The 20898-nt window shown below is 61.7% G+C and carries 20 protein-coding genes and 1 pseudogene; 7 read left to right on the top strand and 14 right to left on the bottom strand.

The window, feature by feature from the left end:
* Positions 1-268: 268 nt before the first annotated feature.
* The gene (locus MJ602_RS07475; protein ID WP_162016388.1) at positions 269-982 is read left to right on the top strand and encodes a YebC/PmpR family DNA-binding transcriptional regulator; all 714 of its coding nucleotides are present in this window, start codon (positions 269-271) and stop codon (positions 980-982) included.
* A gap of 158 nt (positions 983-1140) precedes the next feature.
* Positions 1141-2295, top strand: coding sequence for a GGDEF domain-containing protein (locus tag MJ602_RS07470; RefSeq protein WP_243020196.1), 1155 nt, complete (start codon positions 1141-1143; stop codon positions 2293-2295).
* Here the strand turns inward: MJ602_RS07470 and MJ602_RS07465 are convergent.
* The 11 genes and pseudogenes from MJ602_RS07465 to ccmA all read right to left on the bottom strand — a co-directional run.
* Positions 2241-2528, bottom strand: a pseudogene (locus MJ602_RS07465) (amidohydrolase family protein); the annotation flags it as partial. The gene MJ602_RS07470 and the pseudogene MJ602_RS07465 overlap by 55 nt on opposite strands.
* 168 nt (positions 2529-2696) lie before the next feature.
* Positions 2697-4910 carry a TonB-dependent hemoglobin/transferrin/lactoferrin family receptor gene (locus tag MJ602_RS07460; RefSeq protein ID WP_243020195.1) on the bottom strand — a complete coding sequence of 738 codons (2214 nt, stop codon included), beginning with the start codon at positions 4908-4910 and terminating at the stop codon, positions 2697-2699.
* A gap of 180 nt (positions 4911-5090) precedes the next feature.
* Positions 5091-5939, bottom strand: a complete 849-nt coding sequence (ccmI, locus tag MJ602_RS07455; RefSeq protein WP_243020194.1) for a c-type cytochrome biogenesis protein CcmI — start codon at positions 5937-5939, stop codon at positions 5091-5093.
* Positions 5936-6403, bottom strand: a complete 468-nt coding sequence (locus MJ602_RS07450) for a cytochrome c-type biogenesis protein (protein ID WP_162016384.1) — start codon at positions 6401-6403, stop codon at positions 5936-5938. The genes ccmI and MJ602_RS07450 overlap by 4 nt, the downstream gene beginning before the upstream one ends.
* Positions 6400-6924: a DsbE family thiol:disulfide interchange protein gene (locus tag MJ602_RS07445; protein WP_111868575.1), complete on the bottom strand. Its 525-nt coding sequence runs from the start codon at positions 6922-6924 to the stop codon at positions 6400-6402. The genes MJ602_RS07450 and MJ602_RS07445 overlap by 4 nt, the downstream gene beginning before the upstream one ends.
* A complete protein-coding gene (locus tag MJ602_RS07440) occupies positions 6921-8888 on the bottom strand; it encodes a heme lyase CcmF/NrfE family subunit (RefSeq protein ID WP_243020193.1) in 1968 nt (655 codons plus the stop codon). The genes MJ602_RS07445 and MJ602_RS07440 overlap by 4 nt, the downstream gene beginning before the upstream one ends.
* 1 nt (position 8889) lies before the next feature.
* Positions 8890-9327 (bottom strand): cytochrome c maturation protein CcmE, encoded by a 438-nt coding sequence (gene ccmE, locus MJ602_RS07435; RefSeq protein ID WP_111868578.1) that lies wholly within the window; start codon positions 9325-9327, stop codon positions 8890-8892.
* Positions 9324-9467 carry a heme exporter protein CcmD gene (gene ccmD / locus MJ602_RS07430; RefSeq protein WP_242455348.1) on the bottom strand — a complete coding sequence of 48 codons (144 nt, stop codon included), beginning with the start codon at positions 9465-9467 and terminating at the stop codon, positions 9324-9326. Before ccmD ends, ccmE begins: the two co-directional genes overlap by 4 nt.
* Positions 9468-9486: 19 nt before the next feature.
* Positions 9487-10227 carry a heme ABC transporter permease CcmC gene (gene ccmC / locus MJ602_RS07425; RefSeq protein ID WP_243020192.1) on the bottom strand — a complete coding sequence of 247 codons (741 nt, stop codon included), beginning with the start codon at positions 10225-10227 and terminating at the stop codon, positions 9487-9489.
* A complete protein-coding gene (gene ccmB / locus MJ602_RS07420; RefSeq protein WP_162016380.1) occupies positions 10224-10922 on the bottom strand; it encodes a heme exporter protein CcmB in 699 nt (232 codons plus the stop codon). The genes ccmC and ccmB overlap by 4 nt, the downstream gene beginning before the upstream one ends.
* Positions 10919-11551 carry a cytochrome c biogenesis heme-transporting ATPase CcmA gene (gene ccmA / locus MJ602_RS07415; RefSeq protein ID WP_243020191.1) on the bottom strand — a complete coding sequence of 211 codons (633 nt, stop codon included), beginning with the start codon at positions 11549-11551 and terminating at the stop codon, positions 10919-10921. Before ccmA ends, ccmB begins: the two co-directional genes overlap by 4 nt.
* A gap of 267 nt (positions 11552-11818) precedes the next feature.
* Here ccmA and MJ602_RS07410 point away from each other — a divergent pair, with 267 nt between their 5' ends.
* The 5 genes from MJ602_RS07410 to MJ602_RS07390 all read left to right on the top strand — a co-directional run bounded on the left by MJ602_RS07410 (position 11819) and on the right by MJ602_RS07390 (position 17385).
* The gene (locus tag MJ602_RS07410; protein WP_243020190.1) at positions 11819-13504 is read left to right on the top strand and encodes a cytochrome D1 domain-containing protein; all 1686 of its coding nucleotides are present in this window, start codon (positions 11819-11821) and stop codon (positions 13502-13504) included.
* A gap of 92 nt (positions 13505-13596) precedes the next feature.
* Positions 13597-14190, top strand: coding sequence for a NapC/NirT family cytochrome c (locus MJ602_RS07405; protein ID WP_162016378.1), 594 nt, complete (start codon positions 13597-13599; stop codon positions 14188-14190).
* A gap of 86 nt (positions 14191-14276) precedes the next feature.
* Entirely contained in the window at positions 14277-15083 is an 807-nt protein-coding gene (locus MJ602_RS07400; RefSeq protein ID WP_243020189.1) for an ethylbenzene dehydrogenase-related protein, read from the top strand.
* Positions 15084-15108: 25 nt separating this feature from the next.
* A complete protein-coding gene (locus MJ602_RS07395) occupies positions 15109-15459 on the top strand; it encodes a cupredoxin domain-containing protein (RefSeq protein WP_243020188.1) in 351 nt (116 codons plus the stop codon).
* Between the two features lie 207 nt (positions 15460-15666).
* On the top strand, positions 15667-17385 hold the full coding sequence (locus MJ602_RS07390) for a nitrite reductase (protein ID WP_162016376.1): 1719 nt from the start codon (positions 15667-15669) through the stop codon (positions 17383-17385).
* A 93-nt stretch (positions 17386-17478) separates the two neighbouring features.
* On the opposite strand, the gene MJ602_RS07385 is transcribed toward MJ602_RS07390, so the two are convergent.
* The 3 genes from MJ602_RS07385 to MJ602_RS07375 all read right to left on the bottom strand — a co-directional run bounded on the left by MJ602_RS07385 (position 17479) and on the right by MJ602_RS07375 (position 20845).
* Entirely contained in the window at positions 17479-19119 is a 1641-nt protein-coding gene (locus MJ602_RS07385; RefSeq protein WP_243020187.1) for a nitrite reductase, read from the bottom strand.
* A 73-nt stretch (positions 19120-19192) separates the two neighbouring features.
* Entirely contained in the window at positions 19193-19822 is a 630-nt protein-coding gene (gene upp, locus MJ602_RS07380) for a uracil phosphoribosyltransferase (protein ID WP_243020186.1), read from the bottom strand.
* Between the two features lie 42 nt (positions 19823-19864).
* Positions 19865-20845: a threo-3-hydroxy-L-aspartate ammonia-lyase gene (locus tag MJ602_RS07375; RefSeq protein WP_243020185.1), complete on the bottom strand. Its 981-nt coding sequence runs from the start codon at positions 20843-20845 to the stop codon at positions 19865-19867.
* Positions 20846-20898: the final 53 nt, after the last annotated feature.

The raw sequence follows: 20898 nt of genomic DNA, 5'->3' as shown, positions 1-20898 counted from the left end.
TAAATTAATAGCTGTTGGCGCTTTATGGGTGAGCGCTCAAGCCACTTTTCCTTGGTTCTGCCAATAATGGCCGGCGGCACCCATTCTGATGCCCAGACTGCCCTGGATCAGCACCCGTGCGATCAGCGTGGTTTTGCGCGCAATTGCCTGCTCTGCGGGGCCTCAGGCGGGTGTATAACCACACCCCTTGGGTCTCGTGCATGTGCGTGGCCCATCCTCCGATACGGCCCGCCACACTGGCGCGCCACAACACCAAGGAAAACGCAAGATGGGCGCGCAGTGGAAGGCAAAAGGCAAGGCACAGGTGGCCGACGCCAAGGGCAAGCTGTTTGGCAAGCTGGTCAAGGAAATCCTGGTCGCCGCGCGCGGCGGTGCGGACCCGTCCACGAATTCGCGGCTGCGCCTCGTGGTGGAGCAGGCCCGCAAGGCCTCCATGCCCAAGGACACGCTGGAGCGTGCCATCAAGAAGGGCTCGGGCACGGGCACCGAAGCGGTGCACTACGAGCATGTGATCTACGAAGGCTTCGCGCCGCACCGTGTGGCCGTGATGGTCGAGTGCCTGACGGACAACGTGAACCGTACAGCGCCTGAAATGCGCGTGCTGTTCCGCAAAGGCCAGCTGGGTACTTCGGGCTCGGTGGCCTGGGACTTTGACCATGTGGGCCTGATCGAGGCCGAGCCCGCCACCGCAGGCGCAGACCCCGAGGTGGCTGCCATCGAGGCCGGTGCGCAGGATTTCGAGCCAGCGGACGAGGAGGGCGCCACCCTGTTCATCACCGACCCGACCGACCTCGATTTGGTCAGCCGCGCGCTGCCCGCGCAGGGTTTCACCGTACTGACGGCAAAGCTGGGCTACAAGCCCAAGAACCCCGTCAATCCCGCGAGCCTGAGCGCAGAGCAACTGGAGGAAGTGGAGTCCTTTCTCGCCGCCATCGATGCCAACGACGACGTGCAGAACGTGTACGTCGCACTGGCGGGCTGAGGGAGCCTGGGGATCCAACCTGCGTCAGCCGGTCCCCCGCGCCTCGTGGAGGTGCTGGATGCATGGGATATTCTGAACCCGCTGCATGGGTCACCACGCCACGGTAGAGTTTCTGCACAGTGCACAGTCCAACCCTCCTGACTCTCACGGCCATCCTCATGGCCATGGTCACCGCAGTGCTGTTTGCAGTGTGGTACTTCAACCGGCAGATCCCTGGCCTGCGGCTGTGGACGCTGTCGTACCTGTTCGGCCTGCTGTTCAGCATCAGCTTCCTGCAATGGACGCGACTGCCGCCCGCCCTGTCCGTCGTGCTGACCCAATGCGCGGTGTCATTGACGGGCTACCTCTGCCTGATGGGTTGCCATGCCTACATGGGTCGGCCGCCGCCCCGCCATGGACGGGCGGCGGTGTTCATCGCGGTACTGGTTGGCATGGCGCTGTATTTCACGTTGGTGCAGCCCCATCCGGGCATGCGCTTTCTGGCCGCGAGCCTTGGGCCTGGCGTGTTCTACGGGTTGTCGGCCGCCACCCTTGCGCATGGGGGCATGCAGGCCTACCCAGCCCGCTACCTGACGGCGATCGTCATGGGCGCACATGGCGCTTTTGTGCTGTTGCGGACCCTGCTGTTCAAGCTGCAGATGTCGCTCGTGCAGGATGCCGACATGGTCCCGGCCCTGTCGCAGTTCGTCATCCTGGAGGCGATCATGGCGCTGGTGCTGATCGCGTTTGGCATTCTGATGCTGGCCAACGAGTTCACCCACAGCGCCTTGCGGCGCCTGGCGGAGATGGACCCGCTGACCAGCGTCTTCAACCGGCGCGCCTTTCTGACGTTGCTGGACAAGGCCATCAGCCAGGCGCGGCGCCGCAGGGCCGAACTGCCCGTGCTGGTGATCGATCTGGACCATTTCAAGAAGATCAACGACACCTGGGGCCACCAGTGCGGGGATGAGGTGCTGCGCCACTTCGTGGGCCTGGCCGCCAGTTGCCTGCGCAGGGAGGATCTCATGGGCAGGCTTGGTGGCGAGGAGTTCGCAATCGCCTTGCCCCTTGCCACCCGCGAGGGTGCCAGGGCCGTGGCCGAGCGCCTGTGTTCTCTGGTGGGGCAGCACCCCGCGATGACCGAGCATGGGCCGATCGCGCTCACAGTGAGTGTCGGAGTGACCCTGTGCGCTGCCGGCGAAAGCCCCGAAGGGGTGTTGCACCGTGCGGATGCGGCCATGTACCAGGCCAAGCAGCGCGGGCGCAACCGGGTCGAGGTGTGGCAGCCAGAGCCCGTTCCGGGCGGCTCACGGGCCGCCGCCGCCAGCCCGTAGCCTTCGAGTCCCAGCGGCTGCGCTGGTTGGGTGGTGACGGCTTTGAAGCATTGGCGCATGGCGACCTGGCTGGTCATCTGGCCCACATGCAGGGCCATGTGTGCCGGTTCGTGCCAGTTCCTGCTGTCGCTACTGCCCAGTCCATACCAGGGGTCCTTCACGCAGTCCTGGCTGAAAGCCACGGTCAGACCTGCGGCCAGTAGTTCGGGCAAGCGCGTCATGCCCCGGCGCTTTTCGGCGATGCGGCCGTCCTGAATGGCAACGGACATCTGGGTGCGGCCGTCGGGCAGCGTGGAGTTGCAGCAACCCGAGGATACAGCGCAAAATTGCTATTGTTTTGATAGCTGCTTGCGCTGTATTTATGGGCTCAAAGCCTATTTTCCATCAAATTTTAGGTGGCCTCAGAAATCCTTGACCAGCGACACATGGACGCTGCGCCCTGGCTGGGTGTAGGCGTCATTGGTGGTGGACGAGGCCGCCAGGCCATAGACGTCGGGCCAGAGCCAGTACTTGCGGTTGGTCAGGTTGTGCACGGCGAAGTTCAGGCGCAGGTCCTTGCGCAGGCGCCACTGCGCGGATACATCCAGCGTGGTGGCCGAGGGAACGGTGAACTGCGTGTTGGGCGGCTTGACGGACGAGGCGCTGTCGATGTCCTTGGCCGTCTTGGCCGCATGGTGGCGCATGTCCAGGCGCAGGCCCCAGGCCGCCGTGTCGTACTGCACGCCCAGCGCCAGCTGGGCGGGGTCCACCGAGTTGATGGGTTTGCCGGTGGCGCGGTTCACACCGCGTGCCTTGCCGTAGCTGAACGGCGTGACCAGGCGTCCGCCCGCCACGCGGCCCCAGTCGTACTGGCCCTTGAGCTCAAAGCCAGTGATGCGTGCGCGCTCGGTGTTGATGGTCTGGAAGATGCGCGGATCCGCCGCTGTGCCCGTGCCGCGGATCAGCACCGTGTCCATGATCAGGTTGGAATAGTGGCTGCCAAACACGGCGGCGTCCAGGCTCAGGCGGTCCAGGCGTCCGCGCACGCCCAGTTCCACGCCGCGGCTCTTTTCGGGCCGGAGGTCGGGGTTGGGGATGATGATGACCTGTTCGGCCGCGTTTTCGTAGTAACCGTTGACCTGCCCTGCATCGGGGGCGCGAAAGCCCGCTGCGTACTGGCCGAACACGCTCCACTGTTCCGTGGCGCGGTACAGCACGCCGATCTTGGGCGACAGCGCCGAGCCCGAGAGCGACTGCCCTGGCTGCTTGGCGGGTGGGTAAAAGCCCGCCTGGCTGGTCACGTCAAGCGAAAAATGGTCGAAGCGCAGGCCAGGGGTCAAGCTCCAGTTGCCGTGCACCGATTCGTCCTGCACATAGAGCGCGCTGGTGGTTTCGCGTGTGTCGGGGAAGCGCTTGAGCGGAAACACTTCCGGTGGGAGGGGGGCCAGGCCGGTGTAGAGGTTGGAGATGTCGCTGCGCACATGGTCCAGCCCGTAGGTGATCTTGTGCGCCCAGCCACCGCTGCGCAAAATTTTGTCGGCCTGCACGCCGGCCTGCCAGGTGCTCTCGCCATAGGAGTTGTCGCGCACGCGCAGGGGCAGGGTGTTGCGTACGCTGGTGCCGACCTGGCGCGATTGCGCATCCTGGTACGCCACGACGGTGCGCACGTGGTCTGCCCAGTCGGTACCCAGGCCAAACCGGGCATCCCAGGTCAGGCGGTTGCGCTCCATGGAGCGCGAGGAGTATTCATCGACGATGGCACCGGCAATCTGCGCCGGGGTGCCGCGCAAGGGCAGGGGGTTGCGACTGGAGAGCAGGTCCACATCCGATTTCTTCTGCACATGCTCCAGCGTGAACACGTGGCGCTGCGTGGCATGGGGGCGCAGCACGATCTTGCCGAGCACGGCGTTGTCGCGGTCGTCCTGCGGGTTGGGGCGGGTGCGGTTGAGATTGGGCTCGTGGTTGGTGCCCATGTTGTCCATGGCGTGGGCGCCGCGGGTGGTGGCCGTCAGCATCCACTGCAGGGTGTCGCTGGCTTGGCCTGCCACGGTACCGGCCAGGGTGTGGCCGTTGTCGTCACCGCTCCAGCCCGCCGCAATGCGGCCACCGAGCGTTTTGGGTGTTTCGCCTTTGCCGACGGCCAGGAAGTCGGCCGGTTCGTGCGTGATGAAGTTGACCAGCCCCGCCATGCCGTCGGAACCGTACAGGGCGGACGCCGGGCCACGTACCACCTCGATGCGCTTGAGCAGTTCGAGCGAGAGGTATTCACGGTCAAAGGTGGTGGTGCGGAAGGCGTAGCTGCGCGGCATGCGCACGCCATCGGTCATCAGCAGCACCCGGTTGCCACCCAGGCCGCGGATGTTGATGCCTACGTTGCCATCGCGCCCGGCGCTGGCGGTGGCACCGCCGACGGAAAACCGGGCCGGCGAGCGCTTGACCGACGTGTTGGGCAGGTTCTCCAGCGCTTCGCGCAGGTTGCGGCTTTGCTGGTTGCTCAGGGTGTTGGCGTTGATCACATCGTAGGATAGCGGCAGCTCGTCTGCCGCCTGCTCCTGCCGCGAGCCGCTGACCACCACTTCGGGCAGTGCCGCATGGGCGTTGCGTGGGGCCGTGCTTTGGGCATGTGCCGGCACCATGTGCAGACAAGCCAGGGATACCAGGACGGCCAAGGTACGTGCCTGGGGTCGGGAAGGTTCTGTCGAACGGTGGATCTGCATGTTGGTTGTTTTTTGCGTGGGTGGTAGGTGTCTGACGGCTTCGCAGCAAGGGGGGAGCGCAGGCTGAGCCGCCTGCGCACATCCCCAGACCAGGGTCGGCTATGGCTTCTTGGCCTTGGAGGCTTGGAGGCGTGCGTCGTCCAGGTATTCTTGGGTGACCTTGGCGTCTTCGGAGCCCGGTTCCAAGAGTCCCAGCAGTTTTTCCCAGTCTGCTGCGGCGCGATCGAAGTCGCCCTGTTGATAGGCGGCAACGCCGGACATCATGAGTGCGCTGGGGTGTTCGGGGTCCACACTCAGGGCCTGTCGAACCAGTTCCTGCGGCTGGCCCTCCATGCGATTGCCTGCCCGCAGGGCCAGCAGTTCGGCATAGTCCACCAGGAAGTCGGGGTGGTTCTGAATGGCTTCACTGGCCTTGGCGTAGGCCTGCGCGGCCTCGTCCAGTCGGCCCATGACCTTGTAGGACCGCGCCAGCATGGCCCAGCCCTTGGGGTTGTCTGGATTGGCCTGGAGTTTGGCGGCCAGGGACTCCACCATCTGGATCACCTGTTCTTGCGCTGCGGCCTGCGCGAGTGCAGGACTCAGCGCCGCAGGGTTGCCCAGAAAGTGGTACATGCCTGCGGCGCCCAGGGGCAATACCAAGGCCAGCAATGCCGAAGTGCGTCGTGCGCTCCAGAAGGGTGTGGCGGTCGGTGCGGCAGGGGCATCGGGTTCTGCGGTGTCGTCCAGCAGGCGCAGCTGCAGCTCGTCGCGGGTGGCCTCATAGTCGGCCGGTGTCATGGTGCCATTGGCAAGGTCGCGCTCCAGGGCATCGAGCTGTTCGCGGTAGATGGCGGCGTTCAGTCGCAGGCTGGAGACGTTGTTGAGCGGCGTTGGACGCAGCAGGGGCCAGACCATCCAAACGATGATCAGCACGGTCAAGGCCGCTGCGAGGGCAATGAAAAGGGTCATGGAAGGCGGTCCGGAGCTTGCAGGATTGACTGCGCCTTGGCGCGTTGGGCTTCGTCAAGCGGTTGAGGCTTGGCGTCACGCTGGTGGGTGCGCACGATGCGCACGAGCCCATACACGGCACCCGCCAGCAATACAAAGGGGCCAAACCAGAGCAGCCAGGTCACCGGATTGACGGGCGGGCGGTAGCGTACGAAATCGCCATAGCGGCTGACCATGAAGTCCATGATCTCGGCGTCACTTTTGCCGGCCTGGATCTGGGAGCGGATCTCGCGCTTGAGGTCCATGGCCAGATCGGCCCGCGAGCCCGCCAGCGATTCGTTCTGGCAGACCAGGCATCGCAGCTCCGCCGAGATGGCGACCATGCGTTTTTCCACCACCGGGTCTTGCGCCAGCGGAGGGGCTTCATTGGCGTGGGCAGGCAGAGCGAACTGCAACGCCAGCAACAGGGCAAGCCAGAATTTCATTTTTGCAGTTCCTGTGCCAGCGGCAGGATGGTCTTGAGCAGGGCTTCCTCGGTCACGGGGCCGATCTGCTTGAAGCGAATCTTGCCTTCCTTGTCGATCAAAAAGGTCTCGGGCACGCCATAGACGCCAAAGTCAATACCAATGCGCCCTTCAGGATCCACCACCGACAGGTCATAGGGGTCACCATGGCGGGCCAGCCATTTCAGCCCGTTGGCAGATTGGTCCTTGTAGTTCAGGCCGATCAGCGGAATGTTTTTGCTCTTGGCATATTCCATCAGCACCGGGTGTTCCTGCAGGCAGGCAGTGCACCAGGACGCCCAGACGTTCAGCAACCACACCTTGCCGCGCATGTCCTGGGCCGAGAACTGTTTTTCGGGCGTGTGGAGCAAGGGAGCGACGAAAACGGGCGCAGCCTTGTCAATCAGGGGCGAGGGAACCACGCGGGGGTCGCGGGTCAGGCCGATGGCCAGAAACACCACCAGAACCAGAAATACGCCCAGGGGAATCAGTGCTTTTTTCATGCTGTTGCACCCGAAACCAGCGCATCCGATGCTGTCGCGGCCTTTTTCTTGCGATAGCGGCGGTCCAGTGCCGCCAGGGTGCCACCCAGGGCCATGAGCAACGCACCACCCCAGATCCAGCTCACGAAGGGCTTGTAGTACACGCGCACAGCCCACGCCGGGTTCGCTCCACCTTCCAACTGCTCTCCGAGAGAAACATACACATCACGGGCCAGCCCGGTGTCGATGGCGGCTTCGGTCATGGGCATGGTGCTGGAGAAGTAGGCGCGCTTTTCGGGGTGCAGATGGCGCAAGACCTTTCCATCTTGGATCAGCTCGACATCACCCACGTCTGCACGGTAGTTGGGGCCTTGGGCCTGGCGTATGCCGGTCAGCCGCAGGGTATAGCCACCCACGGAGACAGTGTCTCCCACAGTCATGCGTACGTCTTTTTCGGTTTCGTAGTTGGTGACCATGACAACGCCGAGGGTGCTGACCGCCACACCGATGTGGGCGATGTGCATGCCCCAGAACGACCAGGGAGTGGAGCGCCAGCGCGCCGTGTCTCGGAGCTGGCGGTAGATGTGCTGTGCCGAAGACAGCACGATCCACAGCGCCAGGCTCATGCCCAAGGCCACTGCAGCCGACCAATGGCCAGCCAGAATCGGCAAAGTGCATCCCAATGCCACGGAAATCAGGGCGGTGGCGCCCAGCTTTTTGCACAGCTCGGCGATGCCGTCACTTTTCCAGCGGGCAAAGGTGCCCACCACCATGAACAGCAGGACAGGCACCATGATTGGCACAAAGACGGCGTTGAAGTAGGGCGGGCCGACCGACAGCTTGCCCAGGTTCAGCGCATCGACGATCAGCGGATACAAGGTTCCCAGCAGCACGGTGGCGGCCGCGGTGGTCATCAGAACGTTGTTGAGCAACAGGAAGGTTTCGCGTGAGACCAGCTTGAACGAACCACCAGCGCGCACCTTGCTGGCACGCATGGCAAAAAGGGTCAGGGAGCTGCCGACGACAGCGATCAGGAACACCAGAATGAAAACGCCACGCCGAGGGTCTGTGGCGAAAGCGTGGACCGAAGTCAGCACCCCGGAGCGCACCAGGAAGGTGCCCAGCAAACTGAGTGAGAACGCTGTGATGGCCAGCACGATGGTCCAGTTGCGGAACAGACCGCGCTTTTCCGTCACCGCCAATGAGTGGATCAGCGCCACGCTCACCAGCCAGGGAAGGAAGGATGCGTTCTCCACCGGATCCCAGAACCACCAGCCGCCCCATCCCAACTCGTAATAGGCCCACCAGGAGCCCAATGCAATGCCCAGGGTGAGAAACATCCAGGCCACCGTGGCCCAGGGGCGCGACCAACGCGCCCATGCGGCGTCCAGGCGCCCGCCCAGCAGTGCGGCAATGGCAAAGGCGAACGGCACGGCCAGGCCCACGTAACCCATGTAGAGCATGGGCGGGTGAAACACCAGACCGGGGTCTTGCAGCAAGGGGTTCAGATCACGCCCGTCCGCAGGGACATCGGTCAGCCGCAGGAATGGGTTGGACGTCAGCAGCATGAAGAGCAGAAAGCCCACCCCGACCAGGCCGAGAATCCCCAATACCTTGGCCACCATGGCGTCGGGCAATTGCCGGGAGAAAAATGCCACTGCCAACATCCACGAGGTGAGCATGAAGTGCCACAGCAGCAAGGAGCCTTCATGCCCCCCCCACACCCCAGCGATGCGGTACAGGGCGGGCAGGCTGGAGTTGGAGTGCTGGACCACATAAACGACGGAGAAGTCGTTGGAGTAGAACGCATAGGTCAGGCAGCCATAGGCGATGGCGGTGAGCAGCCATAGCGCGTGCGCGCCGGGGCGGGCCAGAGCGATCCAATCGCTGCGGCCGGTCTGACCACCGATCACGGTCAAAACCCCCAGCGCGAGCGCAACAAAAAGCGACAGGATCAGCGCGAAGTGGCCTAGTTCGGGAATCATGTTATTTCAGCGTTTCAATGGTCTTCTGGGCCTGATCGACGGCATGCTGTGCCTCTGGGGGCATGTAGTTTTCGTCGTGTTTGGCAAGCACTTCCGTGGCTGTGAACAGTCCGTTGTCGCCGAGCTTGCCCTGGGCCACCACCCCTTTGCCTTCGCGGAACAGATCGGGAAGGATGCCGGTGTAGGTCACCGTCATCTCCTTGGCTGTATCGGTGACGATGAACTTCACCGTGAGGTCCTTGCGCTCGACGGAGCCTTCCTTGACCATGCCGCCCACCCGAAAGGTGCGGTTCTTGGGCGCCTCGCCCGCAGCCACCTGGCTGGGACTGAAGAAAAACACCAGGTTGCTTTCAAAGGCGTTCAGCACCAGATAGGCCGCCAGCGACAGGGCGGCCAGACCGCCCGCAATGACGGCAGCGCGTTTGTGACGTGGTTTCATGATTCGTGATGGGAGTCAACACCGTTGCGAAGGTTTCGCAAGATCTGTTTGCGCTGGCTGCGAATCAGCAAGGATTCGCACAGCATGACCAGGGCGGTCGCACCAAAGCTGCCCCACACATAGAGTGCGTAGCCGCCCATGGCAAGAAATTCGGAAAGACTATTCCACTGCATTTTTCACCCAGTCTGTATGGCGTTCCCGCTCAAGAATGATGTTGCGCACCCGAGCCAGCGCAGCCGCGATGGCGTACATCCAGAACGCCAACACCATGATCAGCATGCCCCACAGCATGGGTGCCGCCATCGAGGGCGCCCGGGTCAGCGAGACCGATGCTCCCTGGTGCAAGGTATTCCACCAGTTCACCGAAAAATAGATGATGGGGACGTTGACAACCCCTACCAGGGCGAGCACGGCGCAGGCTTTGTCTGCTCGGCGGGGATCGTCAATGCTCGATTGCAATGCCAGAAATCCCAGGTAAAGGAAGAGCAGGATCAGCGTCGAGGTGAGTCGTGCGTCCCATACCCACCAAGTGCCCCACATGGGTTTGCCCCAGAGCGACCCCGTCAGCAGCGAAAGAAACGCAAACAAGGCCCCTGTGGGGGCAAGGGCGGCGGCCATCATGCCCGAGAGGCGCGTATTGAACGCCAGACCGACACCGGCCCAAGCGGCCATCACGAGGTAGATGAACATCGACATCTGCGATGACGGCACGTGCACAAAGATGATGCGGTAGCCTTGCCCTTGCTGGGCATCCACGGGCGCCACAAAGAAGGAGATCCACAAACCCACCACCATCAGCAGGGCGGCCAGTGCTGCGAACCATGGCCACATCTTGCCAGCCAGAAAGTAGAAGTTCTGGGGCGCAGCGTACTTGAACCAGTGAATGCTGTTTGTTTTCATTCCAGGGATATCTTCAGTGCAGCCGTTGTGGCGAAGGGGGCAAAAAACAGGGAAAGAACCAACAGCGCAGCCAGCAGGGACAGGTGCCCATGGACACCCAGATCCGAGGTGTAGGCTTCCACAGCCCCCGCGCCAAAAATCAGGACGGGAATGTACAGCGGCAGGATCAGGAGCGACAGCAGAACCCCGGCACCCCGAACACCGAGTGTCAATGCGGCGCCAATGCTTCCTATCAGGCTCAAGGTCGGTGTGCCCAGGAGCAGTGTCAGCATCAGAATTCCCAGGGATGACGCATCCAGCCCGAACTGCAGGCCGAGAACCGGCGCCATCAGCACCAGAGGGACGCCCGACAGCAAGAAGTGGGACAGGGCCTTCGCGGCCACCAGCAACTGCAGCGGAGCTGGCGACAACACCATTTGCTCCAGGGAGCCGTCGGCGTAGTCGCTGGCAAAAAGGCGCTGAAGAGAAAGCATGGCAGCAAGCAAGGCACTCACCCACAAAACACCGGGAGCCATGCGCAACAAAAGCGCCGACTCCGGCCCGACGCCCAGAGGGAAGAGGCTGGCGACCACGGCAAAAAACACCAATGGCGTCAGCACTTCACCCTTCTGGCGCATTGCCAGCGAAATCTCGCGGCGCAGGACCGCAAGCATGACGCTTCCCAGTCCGATGGGCTTGACATGCGTCAATTTCATGCGCGCAACTCCAAGATTTGGACTGGGATGGCGCCGATCTCGACGGCCTGATGACTGGTCAGAACCGTGAGGCCACCATTGGCAAGGTGTTCTGCAATCAGCTCCGTCAGCATCTGTATTCCGGTGTCATCCATGGCCACGAAGGGCTCATCCAATACCCACAGTGGCGCCTGACTCAGCGCCAGTCGGCACAAGGCCACGCGCCTTTTTTGACCTTGAGACAGATGACGAACGAGGTGTTCTCCCCGGCCGGGAACTCCAAACCTGGCAAGAATGTTGCGAATGGAGCCCTCATCGGTCGTAAAACCACCCAATGCGGCGGTGAACGCCAGGTTCTCGCGCACGGTCATGGACTCTTGCAGGCCATTGAGGTGCCCCAGGTAACACAGATCACGCTGAAAGTCGGCCCGTTGCTTCTGGATGGGCACGTCGTTCCACAAGATGGCGCCGGATTCAATGGGCGCCAGGCCGCACAGCATGCGCAAAAGACTGGTTTTCCCAATACCATTGACCCCCACCACATGCAGCCAGCGCCCAGCCTCAAGGGTGCAGTGGATGTTCTGGAACAGCTTGCGGCCGCCCTTGCTGCACCCCAGCGAGTCAAAGCGCAGTGTAGATAGTGGTTTCAATTCGGGGCTTTCGAGTCGCGGGCGCAAATCTTACGCGAGTGGGGCGTGCGGTTTGCGGGTGCATGCCTTCATCAGCAATGGTTGGATTGTGCGTACATTTTTTAACTCTTTGAGGCATTTGGAATGGCTGTTTAACATAGATCAAGTTGACGGTAGAGACAACGCCCGCATAATGGTCTTGCCCGGATCGACTTGTTGTAGCCGTCACCGGGTTTCGACCGCCGCCTGCGGGCGGATTGGCTGCAAGGTACCTTTGGAGTAAGAACGATGACATTTCCCCGCCTTTCGAGCATTGCTGCAGTGGTGATGCTGACGGGCCTTGCAGTTCCTGCAATGGCTCAAGACAAACCTCAGGCGCCCACCATGACGGCCGCTGAAAAGGAAACCGCCAAGAAGATTTACTTCGAGCGTTGCGCTGGTTGCCACGGTGTCTTGCGCAAGGGTGCCACCGGCAAGAACCTTGAGCCGCATTGGAGCAAGACCGACAAGGACGGCAAGACCACTGAAGGTGGTACGCTGGCCCTGGGTCAATCGCGTCTGGAAAAGATCATCGGTTACGGTACCGATGGCGGCATGGTGAACTTTGATGACATCCTGACCAAGGAAGAAATCAACCTGATGGCTCGCTACATCCAGAACACGCCGGATGTGCCGCCAGAGTACAGCTTCAAGGAAACGATGGATTCCTGGAAGGTCATCGTGCCGGTCGACAAGCGTCCGACCAAGCAGATGAACAAGATCAACCTGAAGAACGTGTTCTCTGTGACGTTGCGCGACACGGGCGAAGTGGCCCTGATCGATGGCGACACCAAGGAAATCCGCAGCATCGTCAAGACCGGCTATGCCGTGCACATTTCGCGCCTGTCTGCTTCCGGCCGCTATGTGTACGTGATCGGCCGCGACGGCCGTCTGTCCCTGATCGACCTGTGGATGGAAAAGCCTGATGTGGTTGCCGAGCTCAAGATCGGCTTCGACGCGCGCTCGGTGGATACCTCCAAGTTCAAGGGCTTTGAAGACAAGTACGCGATTGCTGGTTCTTACTGGCCGCCTCAGTACGTCATCATGGACGGCGATACGCTCAAGCCCCTCAAGGTGGTGAGCACCCGTGGTATGACCGTGGATGGCGAATACCACCCCGAGCCCCGTGTGGCTTCCATCGTGGCATCGTTCATCAAGCCTGAATGGGTGGTGAACATCAAGGAAACCGGCCAGATCCTGCTGGTCGATTACTCCGACATCGAAAACCTGAAGACCACCACCATCGGTTCTGCCAAGTTCCTGCACGACGGCGGTTGGGACGCTTCCAAGCGCTACTTCCTGGTTGCGGCCAACGCTTCGAACAAGATCGCTGCGGTGGATACCAAGACCGGCAAGCTGGCGGCCCTGGTCGATACGGCCAAGATCCCCCACCCCGGTCGTGGCGCCAACTTCGTTCACCCCAAGTTCGGTCCCGTCTGGGCTACCGGCCACCTGGGTGCTGATGTTGTGACGCTGATTTCCACGCCCTCGGAAGATCCGAAGCACAAGCAGTTCAAGCAGTACAACTGGAAGGTTGTTCAGGAAATGAAGCACGTGCCGGGTAACCTGTTCGTGAAGACCCATCCGAAGTCCAAGCACTTCTGGGCTGACGCTCCGCAGAACCCCGACAAGGATCTGGCTGAGTCCGTGGCAGTGTGGGACATGGCCGACCTGTCCAAGCCCAAGGCTGTGCTGAACGTTGCCAAGGATTCCGGTCTGCCGGAAACCAAGGCCGTGAAGCGTGCTGTGCACCCCGAGTACTCGGCTGACGGCAAGGAAGTCTGGATCTCCCTGTGGGGCGGCAAGACCGACCAGTCCGCCATCGTGGTGTATGACGATGCAACTCTGAAGGTGAAGAAGGTGATTACCGATCCGAAGATGATCACCCCCACCGGCAAGTTCAACGTGTACAACACGCAACACGACATCTACTGATAAAACAGCCTTGATCTGAGGCACGGATCGAGGGGCGCAAGCCCCTCGATCCACGCGTCTCCGATGTGATGCATAAAGTGGGGAGAGATTGAATGGCTGGAAAACTTGCAACCCTGTGGGCCACGCTGAAAAAGCCGAGTGCGAAATATTCGCTTCTTGGTCTGCTGATGACGGGTTTTATCTCTGGCATTCTGTTCTGGGGTGGTTTCAACACCGGGATGGAAGCGACCAACACGATGGACTTCTGTATTTCGTGCCATGAGATGCACGATAACGTCTATCAGGAATACAAGAAGACGATCCACTACAGCAATCGCACGGGTGTGCGTGCTGCCTGCTCGGATTGCCATGTGCCCAAGGACTGGACACACAAGATGATCCGCAAGATCCAGGCCAGCCGAGAAGTGTGGGGCAAGCTGACCGGTACGATCGACACCAAGGAAAAATTCGAAGCCAAGCGCTTGGTTCTGGCTGAGCGGGAATGGGCGCGGATGAAGGCCGCCGACTCGCGCGAATGCCGCAACTGCCATAGTTTCGAGGGCATGGACACCGAGAGGCAGAAAGCGCGCGGCGCTAAGATGCACAAGATCGCACAGGAAGAGAAGCAGACCTGTATCGATTGCCACAAGGGCATTGCGCACACCAAGCCCAAAGGCATGAAGGAAGATTCGGACGAAGATCTGTAAGCTTATATGGCAGCCGCTTCCGCAAGGGAGTCGGCTGCCTCTGAGTTACCTACTAGGAGTTATCGATGAAAAAGACTACGCTTTCCATGATGCTTTTGGGCTCGCTGCTGGCTGTGGGTTCGCAGGCCGCTTTCGCAGCACCTGATTGGTCCAAAGTGCCCAAGCGCGACATCCATGTTTTCCACCCAGGTGTCTCGCCCATGGAGTGGGTGGGTAAGAAGTCCGACCACAGCGGTACCGCCGGTCTCAAAAAGGGTGAAACCTGCGTGGGTTGCCACGAAGAGAAGGGTGCGCTGAACTTCGACTTCAAGCGTCTGGCGGGTAAGGACATGGAGCCCAAGGGCGCCCCCAAGACCATGAACTACCCCGTTGCGGTGCAGGCTGCCTATGATGCCAGCAACCTCTACATCCGTCTGACCTTCAAGGCTCCCGCTGGCGGCGCCGACCAGAGCGACAAGGAAAACGAGGTCAAGGCGACCGTGATGTTCCCGGACGCTCAGGTACAACTGGCAAACCAGGCCGGCTGCTGGGCGTCTTGCCACAACGATGCCCGCACCATGCCTGGTGCGGATGACAAGAAGACCAAGTACGTCAAAGCAGGTTCGTACCAGCTGATGCAGTGGAAGAGCGCCAAGGGCGCCAAGGTAGCGAACGGCTCGGTGACCACAGAGCGCAAGATGGATGGCGGTACCCTGGGTGCACAGGCCGAAGGCTCCAAGTCGGGTGATACCTACACCGTCACGTTCACCAGCAAGAACCCTGGCGAAGGCAAGGCGGTTCCGTTCGGCATCGCCATCCACGGCGATCACTCTACCGGCCGCTTCCACCATGTTTCTCTCGGCTACACGCTGGGCGTGGGTGCCGATGGTGACGTGAAGGCGCTCAAGCAGTAACTGATGCGGTATGGCAGAGGGCCGCATGTTCTCGGTCATGCCCCATGGGAGGCGGGTGGCGTTCGCTGCGGCACTCGTCTTCTCTTTCGCTGCGATCCCACTGGTTTCTGCACAGCAGACGGTGGAAGTGGTGATCCAGAAATACCGCTTTGAGCCGGCTGAGGTTCAGATCCGTGCCGGGGACACCGTCAAATGGATCAACCAGGAAAAACGTACCAGCCACTCCGTGCTCTTTGCTCCGGAGCAAGGGGGGGAATCAGAGAGGTTTTTCCCAGGTGAATCTTGGCAGCGAAAGTTTGACGCGCCTGGCCGCTATGTTTATTCCTGCGGCCCACACCCCGAAATGAAGGGTGTGGTGGAGGTGGTAGCACCTTAGTTCTTCAGCGATAGTTCTTAGCCTCTTTTTGGATTGAAGGCTGAGAGCGACAAAATTATCTGAGTTGTTTACTCGGTTGATGCAGATCAGCCTGCTTTGTGCTGGCCTTTCTATATTCCCGAGTGTCTTGCGGCGGGGGAACATCAGCCGGTGAGATGTTGGCTGCGCCAGTGGTCAACCCAACAACTGAGTATTTGGAGCTATCGCATGAAATATTTCCGACCCACGAGCGTCGCGGCTGTTGTGCTCGCGACTTTTGCGCTTGGTGCGTCTGCACAAGAGCAAAAGGGTGTTTCTGAGGTTGAGCGGAACTACCAGGCTGGTACGTCCCCGCTGACCGCCACCCCGATGGTGCAAAGCACCAACCCCAAGGCGCCGCCCATGTCGCTGGTGGAGTTTGAGGCTGCGCGCAAAATTTACTTTGAGCGCTGCGCAGGTTGCCACGGAGTGCTGCGCAAAGGCGCCACTGGTAAACCTTTGACCCCTGATCTGACGGTCGCCAAGGGCACCGACTACCTGAAGGTATTCATTGCCTACGGTTCGCCCGCAGGCATGCCCAACTGGCAAACCTCGGGTGAGTTGTCCGAGGAGCAGGTGGATCTGATGGCGCGTTACATCCAGCACGAGCCGCCCCAGCCACCCGAGTGGGGCCTGGCCGACGCCAAGAAATCGTGGAAAGTCATCGTGCCGCCCGAAAAGCGTCCCACGAAGAAGATGAACAACTACAACATCGAGAACATCTTCTCGACCACGCTGCGCGATGCGGGTGAGATTGCGCTGATCGATGGCGACACCAAGGAAATCATCAACGTCATCAAGACCGGCTACGCGGTGCACATCTCGCGCATGTCGGCATCGGGCCGCTACCTGTTCGTGATTGGTCGTGACGCCAAGATCAACATGATCGACCTGTGGATGGAGAAGCCCGATAACGTGGCCGAAATCCGTGTTGGTCTGGAGGCCCGCTCCGTGGAAACCTCCAAGGCCAAGGGTTACAAGGACAAACTGGCCATCGCCGGTACCTACTGGCCGCCCCAGTTCACCATCATGAAGGGCGACACGTTGGAGCCGCTTCGGATCGTGTCCACCCGCGGCATGGTGGTGGGCACGCAGGAATACCATCCTGAGCCCCGTGTGGCCTCGATTCTGGGATCCCACTACAAGCCCGAGTTTGTCGTGAACGTGAAGGAGACGGGCAAGACCCTGTTGGTGGACTACTCCAACATCGACGTGCTCCGGATCGCCGAAATCGGCTCTGCCCCGTTCCTGCACGATGGTGGCCTGGATTCGTCCAAGCGCTACTTCATGGTGGCTGCCAACCAGAGCAACAAGATTGCTGCCATTGACACCAAGGATGGCAAACTGGCAGGCTTGGTCGAAGTGGGCAAGATTCCGCACCCTGGGCGTGGTGCCAACTTCGACCACCCCAAGTTTGGCCCTGTCTGGGCTACAGGCCACCTGGGTGACGAAACCATTTCCCTGATCGGCACCGACCCCAAAAAGCACAAGCAGTACGCCTGGAAGGAAGTGGCCAAGCTCAAGGGCCCTGGCGGTGGTGCGCTGTTCGTCAAGAGCCATCCCAAGTCCAAGAACCTGTGGTCTGATGCCCCGCTGAATCCGGATCCCGCCGTGTCCCAGTCCATTGTGGTGTACGACATCAACAACCTGGACAAGGGCTACAAGACGTTGCCCATCGCCGAATGGGCTGGCCTGAAGGACGACGGTGCCAAGCGCGTGGTGCAGCCCGAGTACAACAAGGCGGGCGACGAAGTATGGTTCTCTGTCTGGTCTGCCAAGAACAAAGAGAGCGCCATTGTGGTGGTGGACGACAAGACCCTCAAGCTCAAGAAGGTCATCAAGGATCCGCGCCTGATCACCCCCACGGGCCACTTCAACGTCTATAACACGCAGCACGACGTGTATTGATGTACCGAGCGTCCCACCTGCCAAGGTGGGGCCCCATGCAATGCAAAACCGCACCCTTTTGGGTGCGGTTTTTTTGTGGGTGGGTGCCTTTCGTCAGTGGCTGGTCCCTTCGGAGCGCGTGATCTTGTTGTGCAGGTTGTACTTGCCCACCGGCTTGTCCATGGGGATGCGCTTGATTTCCTTGAAGGTGGCGGCATCGAAGACGATGATGGCGCCGCCGTCGGCCTTGCGCTCCCACAGGCTGGCCAGCACGTACTTGCCGTCGCGCGTGAACTCCACGTGCGCCAGGGTCTTGCCCGGGTCGGTGCGGATGTCGGCCACGCGTTCCAGGGTGCGCTTGTCGATCACCTGCAGCGTGTCCTTGGCCTTGGGCGACATCATCGAGTCCGTCCAGGCGTAGGGCGTGTTCTCGTGGCTGCGCATGAAGAAGCCGGGGCCCAGCGTGGGAATGGTCTTGATGGTTTTCCAGTTGTCCAACTCGATCACCGTCACCTGGCTCTCGTGCAGGCTGGGGGTGGCCATCACGGTGCGCTCGGGCGTGCCGGGCTGGGGGCGGTATTTCCAGGTGATGCCCGAGCCCAGGTGCGGCATGCCGGGCAGCTGCAGGTTGGCGATCTTTTTTCGCACGTCGAGGTGGATCACCTGGCCCTTGCCGGCCTCGCGGCTCGCGCCCATGAGCTCGTCGTAGCTCTGGGTGAAGAAGAAGTCGTCGATGGGCTCGGACAGGTAGGTGCGGCGCGGGTTCAGGAAGCCGGGGATGAAGGCGCCTTCCTTGTAGAGGAAGTCGTGGATCACGCCGATGGGCACGTCGTCGGCCTTGGGGTTGTAGCTGATCTCCCAGACCTCGGGCACGTCCTTGAGCGCCGCGATGAAGCTCTGGCGCGGTGCGGCGTCGTACACAGCCGAGACGCGCGAGGTTTGCGTGCGGTCCTTGTTCAACACCTTGTGCACCTTGAGCAGGTTCAGATCGGCGTCGAGCAGCACCAGCGTGTGCGGCAGGTAGTTGGCCACGGCCACGTACTTGCCATCGCCCGAGACCGCCAGGTTGCGCGTGTTGATGCCCGCGCGCACCTCGGCCACCACCTGCAGGTTCCAGATGTCGAACTTGGTGATCCAGCCGTCGCGCGACGCGAAGAACACATAGCGTCCATCGGGCGTGAATTTCGGCCCACCATGCAGCGCGAAGCGCGAAGCGAAGCGGTGGATGGGTTCGAGCTTGTCACCGTCGAGCACGGTGACATGGTTGTCGCCCGTTTCCACCACGATGAAAAGGTTCATCATGTCCACGCCCTGGAACACGGGCGCGGGCTTGTCGGGCAGGTTGCCCGGCGCATGCTGGACGATGCGCGAGGCCTTGATGTCGGCCTCGGTCATGGTCGGTGCGGGTACCACGGGGGTGTAAATGTGCTCTGCCAACGCGGCAATCTGTGCCTCGGTGAGCTGACCGGCGAAGCCGGGCATCTGTGTGGCGGCGCGGCCTTCGCGGATCACCTTCAGGGCTTCGGCCTTGCGCAGGCGCGTGAGACTCTCGGGCAGCAGCGCAGGGGCCGACTGGCCGAGCCGACCGGCGCCATGGCAGGCGGCGCAGTGCTGCTGGAAAAGCGCGGCGGGGGATTCGGCATGCGCGGGCACGCTGGTGGCCAGCAGCAGGACGGTGACGCCCAGCCAGCCGCGTACTCCGGGCAGGGGGGCGGTCGAGCGGACGGCAGAAAGGGAGCGGAGCAGGGTGTTCATGGGTGGACCGTGGATGTCAGTGCCCCACAGGCGCATGGTGCACACCATGCGGACAGCTCTGGGGCCCTGGTGCCTATTTGGTGCCGAAGATGCGGTCGCCCGCATCGCCCAGGCCGGGCAGGATGTAGCCGTGGTCGTTCAGTTCGCGGTCGATGGCCGCGGTGTAGATCGGCACGTCGGGGTGGGCTTTTTGCAGCGTGGCGATGCCTTCGGGCGCGGCCAGCAGACAGACAAACTTGATCGAACGGGGGTGGAGCTTTTTCAGGCGGTCCACGCAGGCGGCGGCCGAGTTGCCGGTGGCGAGCATGGGGTCCACCACGATGATGTCGCGCTCGTCCATCTCGGAGGGCATCTTGAAGTAGTACTCCACGGGCTGCAGCGTGGCCGGGTCGCGGTACAGGCCGATGTGGCCCACGCGGGCACCGGGCACCACGTTGAGCATGCCGTCGAGGAAGCCGTTGCCCGCGCGCAGGATGGAGACCAGCACCAGCTTCTTGCCATCAATGACCTTGCCGGTCATGCGCTCAAGCGGGGTTTCGATTTCGATGTCCTGCAGCGGCATGTCGCGTGTCACTTCGTAGGCCATCAGGGTGGAGAGCTCGCCCAGCAGGCGGCGGAAGCTGTTGGTGCTGGCGTCTTTCTTGCGCATGAGGGTCAGCTTGTGCTGCACCAGCGGGTGGTCGATGACGTGGACGTTGCTCATGGAAGGCATGGGGAAGCAGGTGTTACAGAATGCGATAAACCGTCAGTCTGCCAGAAAGCGTGCATAGCGCGGCAAATCGACGTTGCCACCGCTGATCAAAACGCCCACCCGTGCTCCGTGCAGATCCAATCCGGCTGCGTTGGCAGCGGCAAAGGCCAGGGCGCCCGTTGGCTCGACCACCTGCTTCATGCGCTCCGCAAAAAAGCGCATGGCCTGCACCATGCTCGCGTCGCTGGTGGTCACGATGTCTTCCACATGCTTGCGGATCAGGCCGAAGGCCAGTGGTCCCAAGGCCTGTGCCTGTGCGCCATCGGCGATCGTGCTGCGCGGCAAGGGGATTTGCACAATCTGGCCGGTGCGCAGGGATTGCTGGGCGTCATTGGCATGCTCGGGTTCCACGCCCACAACGCGGCAGTTGGAGTTTGCCGCCTGCACCGCCAGCAGGCTGCCTGCAATCAGGCCACCCCCTCCGACAGGTACGAGCAAGATGTCAAGGCGGGGGACATCTTCCAGCAGCTCCAGCGCCGCAGTTCCCTGGCCTGCAATGACCTCGGGGTGTTCGCTGGGAGGTACCAGCGTCATTCCGCGCTCCAGCGCCAGGCGCTGACAGATGGCCTGGCGGTCTTCGGTCATGGGATCGTAGGTGAGCACCTGGGCGCCGTATTCGCGCGTTGCAGCCATTTTGGAAGTGGGCGCCGTCTCGGGCATGAGCACCAATGCGGGCATGTCCAGCAGCCGCGCGGCCAAGGCCAGGGCCTGGGCATGGTTGCCTGCCGAGAAGGTGATGACGCCACGCTCGCGCTGCGCATCGGTGAACTGCGCCAAGGTGTTGAATGCACCTCTGAACTTGAAAGAGCCCGTGCGCTGCAGGTTTTCGCATTTGAAGAAAAACTGTGCGCTGTACTTCTCATCTGCGGCCGTGGACCGCAGGATGGGTGTGCGGTGAACCAGCCCCTTGAGGCGATTGGCCGCCTGCAGCACGGATGCAGGGCTGGGAGGAGCGAAAGGAAACAAAGCGTCCATGGCGTCTGATCCCTGAAGCAAGGTGGTGGTGCCGATGCGGGCCATCTTAGACT

The sequence above is a fragment of the Simplicispira sedimenti genome (genome assembly GCF_022760965.1).
Taxonomy (GTDB): domain Bacteria; phylum Pseudomonadota; class Gammaproteobacteria; order Burkholderiales; family Burkholderiaceae_C; genus Simplicispira; species Simplicispira sedimenti.
This window is presented reverse-complemented; position numbering and strand designations above follow the sequence as displayed.

Bases quoted from the DNA above. Each gene is read 5' to 3' on its own strand.
- MJ602_RS07450 (WP_162016384.1), bottom strand. From the start codon at position 6,403: ATGAAATTCTGGCTTGCCCTGTTGCTGGCGTTGCAGTTCGCTCTGCCT.
- upp (WP_243020186.1), bottom strand. From the start codon at position 19,822: ATGAGCAACGTCCACGTCATCGACCACCCGCTGGTGCAGCACAAGCTG.
- MJ602_RS07400 (WP_243020189.1), top strand. From the start codon at position 14,277: ATGATGCTTTTGGGCTCGCTGCTGGCTGTGGGTTCGCAGGCCGCTTTC.
- ccmD (WP_242455348.1), bottom strand. From the start codon at position 9,467: ATGGGCGGCTACGCACTCTATGTGTGGGGCAGCTTTGGTGCGACCGCC.
- ccmE (WP_111868578.1), bottom strand. From the start codon at position 9,327: ATGAAACCACGTCACAAACGCGCTGCCGTCATTGCGGGCGGTCTGGCC.
- ccmB (WP_162016380.1), bottom strand. From the start codon at position 10,922: ATGAAATTGACGCATGTCAAGCCCATCGGACTGGGAAGCGTCATGCTT.
- MJ602_RS07405 (WP_162016378.1), top strand. From the start codon at position 13,597: ATGGCTGGAAAACTTGCAACCCTGTGGGCCACGCTGAAAAAGCCGAGT.
- ccmC (WP_243020192.1), bottom strand. From the start codon at position 10,227: ATGAAAACAAACAGCATTCACTGGTTCAAGTACGCTGCGCCCCAGAAC.
- MJ602_RS07410 (WP_243020190.1), top strand. From the start codon at position 11,819: ATGACATTTCCCCGCCTTTCGAGCATTGCTGCAGTGGTGATGCTGACG.
- MJ602_RS07470 (WP_243020196.1), top strand. From the start codon at position 1,141: ATGGCCATGGTCACCGCAGTGCTGTTTGCAGTGTGGTACTTCAACCGG.
- MJ602_RS07385 (WP_243020187.1), bottom strand. From the start codon at position 19,119: ATGAACACCCTGCTCCGCTCCCTTTCTGCCGTCCGCTCGACCGCCCCC.
- MJ602_RS07440 (WP_243020193.1), bottom strand. From the start codon at position 8,888: ATGATTCCCGAACTAGGCCACTTCGCGCTGATCCTGTCGCTTTTTGTT.
- ccmI (WP_243020194.1), bottom strand. From the start codon at position 5,939: ATGACCCTTTTCATTGCCCTCGCAGCGGCCTTGACCGTGCTGATCATC.
- MJ602_RS07375 (WP_243020185.1), bottom strand. From the start codon at position 20,845: ATGGACGCTTTGTTTCCTTTCGCTCCTCCCAGCCCTGCATCCGTGCTG.
- MJ602_RS07445 (WP_111868575.1), bottom strand. From the start codon at position 6,924: ATGAAAAAAGCACTGATTCCCCTGGGCGTATTTCTGGTTCTGGTGGTG.
- MJ602_RS07475 (WP_162016388.1), top strand. From the start codon at position 269: ATGGGCGCGCAGTGGAAGGCAAAAGGCAAGGCACAGGTGGCCGACGCC.
- MJ602_RS07390 (WP_162016376.1), top strand. From the start codon at position 15,667: ATGAAATATTTCCGACCCACGAGCGTCGCGGCTGTTGTGCTCGCGACT.
- MJ602_RS07395 (WP_243020188.1), top strand. From the start codon at position 15,109: ATGTTCTCGGTCATGCCCCATGGGAGGCGGGTGGCGTTCGCTGCGGCA.
- MJ602_RS07460 (WP_243020195.1), bottom strand. From the start codon at position 4,910: ATGGTGCCGGCACATGCCCAAAGCACGGCCCCACGCAACGCCCATGCG.